Source organism: Pseudomonas sp. Leaf129, from assembly GCF_001423465.1.
In the GTDB taxonomy this organism is placed as follows: Bacteria; Pseudomonadota; Gammaproteobacteria; order Pseudomonadales; family Pseudomonadaceae; genus Aquipseudomonas; species Aquipseudomonas coleopterorum.
Window position 1 is genome coordinate 250 of record NZ_LMOC01000006.1, and the last position, 5879, is coordinate 6128.

General features: G+C 61.7%; 3 protein-coding genes. All 3 read left to right on the plus strand.

Annotated features, from left to right (window positions below; translation table 11 throughout):
* On the plus strand, positions 1 to 453 hold a 453-nt coding region (locus ASF66_RS22670), incomplete at its 5' end, for an immunoglobulin-like domain-containing protein (protein ID WP_162240080.1).
* The coding region (locus tag ASF66_RS08125; protein WP_330219436.1) for an immunoglobulin-like domain-containing protein at positions 431 to 5563 on the plus strand (5133 nt) is incomplete at its 3' end. The genes ASF66_RS22670 and ASF66_RS08125, both read left to right, overlap by 23 nt.
* 151 nt (positions 5564 to 5714) lie before the next feature.
* Positions 5715 to 5879, plus strand: a 165-nt coding sequence (locus ASF66_RS23225) for an immunoglobulin-like domain-containing protein (protein ID WP_162240081.1), incomplete at its 3' end; no start/stop codon positions are given.

Here is a 5879-nt window from a genome sequence, read left to right on the forward strand (position 1 = left end):
GGCAATGACGTCTACAACGGCGCCGACACCGTCAGCACCGCGATCACTGGCGTAACCGGTGGCAACTACGAGCAGCTGACCCCGAACACCACACCGGTCGTGACGCCAGTTGGCGATAGCGTTGATGTCACCAACGTCGTGTTGACCGCTACCGTTCCAGCGGGCGGCGCTGTTGAGAATGGCACCATCGTTTACACCGCTACTGTTGGCGCGCCTGTCACCGGTTCGCCAGTGGTTGTGACCCTGTCGAACAACCAGACCATCACCATCGCGGTCGGTGAAACCAGCGGTACCGTTTCCTACGCATTGGGCAATGACGTTTACATTGGTGCCAACACGGTCAGCACCGCCATCACCGGCGTAACCGGTGGCAACTACGAGCAGCTGACCCCGAACACCACACCGGTCGTGACGCCAGTTGGCGATAGCGTTGATTACCATCGCGGTCGGTGAAACCAGCGGTACCGTTTCCTACGCATTGGGCAATGACGTTTACATTGGTGCCAACACGGTCAGCACCGCCATCACCGGCGTAACCGGTGGCAACTACGAGCAGCTGACACCGAACACCACTCCTGTGGTAACGCCAGTCAGCGATGTGATCGATGTCACCAACATCAGCCTCACCGGTGCTGCGTCGGTAACCGAAGGTGAATCGGCGAGCTACACGCTGACCCTGAGCAATCCAACCAACGTCGACACCCAGGTCACCCTGAACCTGAGCTACGGCGGCAGCGCTACACGTGCCGACTATCAGGGCACGGACACCATCACCGTGACCATCAAGGCGGGAGAAACCAGCGCCAACTTCCAGCTGCCCATCGTCGATGACGCCTTGGTCGAAGGCCGCGAGAATGTCGTGGTCACCATCGCCAACCCGACCGGCACCAACTTCGAGAGCCTGGTAGTCAACCCGCAGGCCGCCAGCGTCAATACCGTCATCATCGACAACGACGCGCCCGTGGTCGGCGACAACGACGGCGTGCCAGGCAACAAACTGACCGGTACCGAAGACACCGTACTGGCACTGGACTGGGCCTCGTTCAACATCGAGCCAACCGCCAACCCCAACCTCGACCTGGGGATCAAGTTCACCAGCCTGCCGGCGAACGGCTCGCTGCAATACAACGATGGCTCGGGCTGGAGAGACCTGACCCAGGCCGATCTGGGCACCACGTTCAGCAAGGCTCAAATCGACGCAAAAACACTGCGCTTCGTCCCGGGAGCCGACGAGTCGGGCAGCGATGCCTACAACAACGGCGGTACAGGCGACCAGCGCAGCGATTACGCCAACTTCACCTTCACCCCGACGGTCGATGCCCTGGTGGGCAAGCCGGGTACCGTGGTCATCGACATCAAGCCGGTGGCTGACGTCCCCGTGCTGTCCGTGGCTCAGACGATCTCCGGCCTGATCAAGTACACCTACACCGACCTGCAAGGACTTGGCACCAACGGTGAAGGCGCTGATCCTGCATTGATCAAGTCCACCATCGAAGCCGCGGGCAGCCGTCCGGGCGTCGTCATCTCCGAAGTCGGTGACTCTAACGTTGTGCAGGGCACCGGTACCAAAGTCACCGGCCTGATCTTCCTCGAAGCTGGCAAGACCTACACCTTCAGCGGCAAGGCCGACGACGGTCTGTTGATCAACGTTGGCGGCAAGGATCTGGATGGCGCGCACTGGGGCGCTGGCATCGACCCGACCTCGGGCGACTACACCGGCAGCATCACGCCGACCGAAACCGGCTACTACAGCATCGACCTGTATCACTACAACCAGAACGGCCCAGGCTTCTACAACCTGAACCTCTCGGTGGACCAGGGTCCAGCGACGTCGATCGGTGCGAGCGGCGTGCCGCTCTACAGTGATATCAGCGAAGTCATCAACCAGGGCATCGATGTCGTCCCGCACGTCGACGCCAATGGCGACGGCTACTACGCCGGCTACGAACTGAACCACGGTGCCGAAGACACCGCGATCCAGCTGAGCACCATCGCCGTCTCGTTCGGCGATACCCGCGACGGCTCCGAACTGCATGTGCTGCAGATCAGCGGTATTCCGGTGGGTGCAGTGCTGCGTGATGGCGCCAACCACGTTTATGTGTCCGAGGCTGGCGGCACCGGCACGGCTGATATCACCGGCTGGAACCTCAGCACCCTGACTTTCCAACCGCCGACCGACTTCAACGGCACCGTGGCGCTGACCGTTACCGCAACGGCCACCGAAAAAGCCGATCTGGCCAACCCAGCTTCGGTCAGCCAGCAGCTGAATATCATCGTCGACCCGGTCACCGACGTGACCAACGTGGTTCTCACCGCCGAAGTCCCAGCGGGCGGCGCAGTCGAGAACGGTACCATCGTCTATACCGCCACGGTCGATTCGCCAGTGACCGGTGCGCCAGTGGTCGTCAGCCTGTCGAACAACCAGGTCATTACCATTCCCGTGGGTCAAACATCGGGCTCGGTGACTTACGTCATTGGCAACGACGTGTATAAAGGCGCAGACACCGTCAGCACAGGCATCACCGGCGTAAGCGGTGGCACCTACGAGCAACTGACTCCGAACACCACGCCAGTCGTCACTCCAGTTGGCGACAGCATCGATGTCACCAACGTCGTACTGACCGCCACCGTTCCTGCAGGCGGCGTCGCTGAAAACGGCACCATCGTCTACACCGCCACTGTCGGCGCACCGGTCACCGGCTCGCCAGTTGTCGTGACCCTGTCGAATACCCAGACCATCACCATTCCCGTCGGTCAGACGTCGGGCTCGGTGTCCTATGTCGTCGGCAACGACGTGTACAAAGGTGCCGACAACGTCAGCACTGGCATCACCGGCGTAAGCGGTGGCAACTACGAGCAACTGACGCCGAACACCACGCCAGTCGTGACCCCGGTCAGCGACAGCAACGACGTTACCAACGTGGTACTGACTGCCGCTGTTCCAGCGGGCGGGGCCGTTGAAAACGGCACCATCGTCTATACCGCCACCGTTGGCGCACCGGTCACCGGCTCGCCGGTTGTAGTGACCCTGTCGAACAACCAGACCATCACCATTGGTGTAGGCGAAACCAGCGGTACTGTCTCCTACACCCTGGGTAACGACGTCTACAACGGCGCCAACCCCGTCAGCACGGCTATCACCGGCGTAACCGGTGGCAACTACGAGCAACTGGCCCCGAACACCACGCCGGTCGTAACTCCAGTTGGCGATAGCACCGACGTCACAAACGTCGTACTGACCGCTACCGTCCCAGCGGGCGGTGCCTTGGAAAACGGCACCATCCTCTACACCGCGACCGTCGGCGCACCTGTCACCGGCACCCCGGTTGTCGTGACCCTATCCAACAACCAGACCATCACCATCGGTGTGGGCGAAACAAGTGGCACTGTTTCCTACACGCTGGGTAATGACGTCTACACCGGCGCCGCCACCGTCAGCACGGCCATCACCGGCGTAACCGGTGGCAACTATGAACAGCTGACTCCGAACACCACGCCAATCGTGACCCAGGTCGGCGATGTGACCGATGTCACCACCATCAGCCTCAGCGGTACTGCGTCGGTAACCGAAGGTGAGTCTGCGAGCTACACGCTGACCCTGAACAATCCGACCAATGTCGATACGCAGGTCACCCTGAACCTGAGCTACGGTGGCAGTGCGACAGGTGCCGACTATCGAGGCACGGACACCATCACCGTGACCATCAAGGCGGGGGAAACCAGCGCCAACTTCCAACTGCCCATTGTCGATGACGCCCTGGTCGAAGGTCGCGAGAACGTCGTGGTCACCATCGCCAATCCGACCGGCACCAACTTCGAGAGCCTGGTAGTCAACCCGCAGGCCGCCAGCGTCAACACTGTCATCATCGACAACGATGCTCCGGTGGTGGGCGACAATGGCGGCGTGCCAGGCAACAAACTGACCGGTACCGAAGACACCGCACTGGCACTGAACTGGGCGTCGTTCAACATCGAGCCAACCGCCAACCCCAACCTCGACCTGGGCATCAAGTTCACCAGCCTGCCGGCTAACGGCAACCTGCAGTTCAACGACGGCAGCGGCTGGAAAAACCTGACCCAAGCGGATCTTGGCACCACGTTCAGCAAAGCCGACATCGAGGGCGGCAAGCTGCAGTTCGTCCCAGTGGCCGACGAGTCGGGCAGCGATGCCTACAAGAACGCCGGTACCGGTGACCAGCACAGCGACTACGCCAGCTTCACCTTTACCCCGACGGTCGACGCTCTGGTGGGCAAGCCCGGCACCGTGACCATCGACATCAAACCGGTGGCTGACGCACCGATCCTGAGCCTCACACCGGACTACGTCGTTCCGACCGGTCTGATCAAATACACCTACACCGGCCTGCAAGGGCTGGGCACCAATGGCGAAGGCGCTGACCCTGCACTGATCAAGTCCACCATCGAAGCCGCCAACCGGCCTCAGGGCGTGGTCGTTGCCGATGTGGGTGACACCAATGTCGTACAGGGCACCTCTACCAAAGTCACCGGCCTGATCTTCCTCGAAGCCGGCAAGACCTACACCTTCACCGGCAAGGCCGACGACGGTCTGCTGATCAACGTTGGCGGCAAGGATTTGAGCACCGCCCACTGGGGCGCTGGCGTCGACCCCACTTCAGGTGACTTCAGCGGCACCTTCAAACCGACTGAAACCGGCTACTACAGCCTGGATCTGTACCATCACAACCAGAACGGGCCGGGCTTCTACGGCCTGAACCTGTCGGTCGACCAAGGCCCCGTGACTCCGATCGGCCAGAGCGGAGCGCTGCTGTATACCGACATCGCCGACTTGGTGAACCAAGGCATCAAGGTTACCCCGCACGTCGATGGCAACGGTGATGGTTACTACGCCGGCTACGAACTGAACCACGGTGCCGAAGACACCGCGATCCAGCTGAGCACCATCAACGTCACCTTCGGCGACACGCGTGATGGTTCCGAACTGCACGTGTTGCAGATCAGCGGTATCCCGGCAGGCGCAGAGCTGCGTGATGGCGCTGGCCATAGCTACGTTTCTACAGCCGGTGGCACCGGCACGGCCGATATCACCACGTGGGATCTGAAAACCCTGACCATCACGCCGCCGACCGATTTCAACGGCACGCTGGCGCTGACCGTCACGGCCACCGCCACCGAGAGCGCCGACTCGGCCAACCCGGCTTCGGTCAGCCAGCAGCTGAACGTCATCGTCGACCCGGTTACCGACGTGACCAATGTCGTGCTTACGGCACAAACGCCACCAGGCGGCGTGCTGGAAAACGGCACCATCGTCTACACCGCGACGGTGGGTAATCCGGTGACTGGCGCACCGGTCGTCGTCAAGCTCTCGAACGACCAAGTCATCACCATTCCTGTGGGTGAGACGTCGGGCTCGGTGTCCTACGTCGTCGGCAACGACGTGTACAAAGGCGCCGACAGCGTCAGCACKRSCATCACCGGCGTGACCGGCGGCAACTACGAGCAACTGGCCCCGAACACCACCCCGGTCGTGACCCAGGTCAGCGACAGCAACGACGTCACCAACGTCGTACTGACCGCACAAACGNGGCGCCGACAGCGTCAGCACGGCCATCACCGGCGTGACCGGCGGCAACTACGAGCAACTGGCCCCGAACACCACCCCGGTCGTGACCCAGGTCAGCGACAGCAACGACGTCACCAACGTCCTACTGACCGCACAAACGCCAGCAGGCGGCGTGGCTGAAAACGGCACCATCGTCTACACCGCCACCGTCGGCGCACCTGTTACTGAATCGCCGGTKGTCGTGACCCTGTCGAACAACCAGACCATCACCATTCCGGTAGGTCAGACGTCGGGCACTGTGTCCTACGTCGTCGGCAACGACGTGTACAAAGGCGCT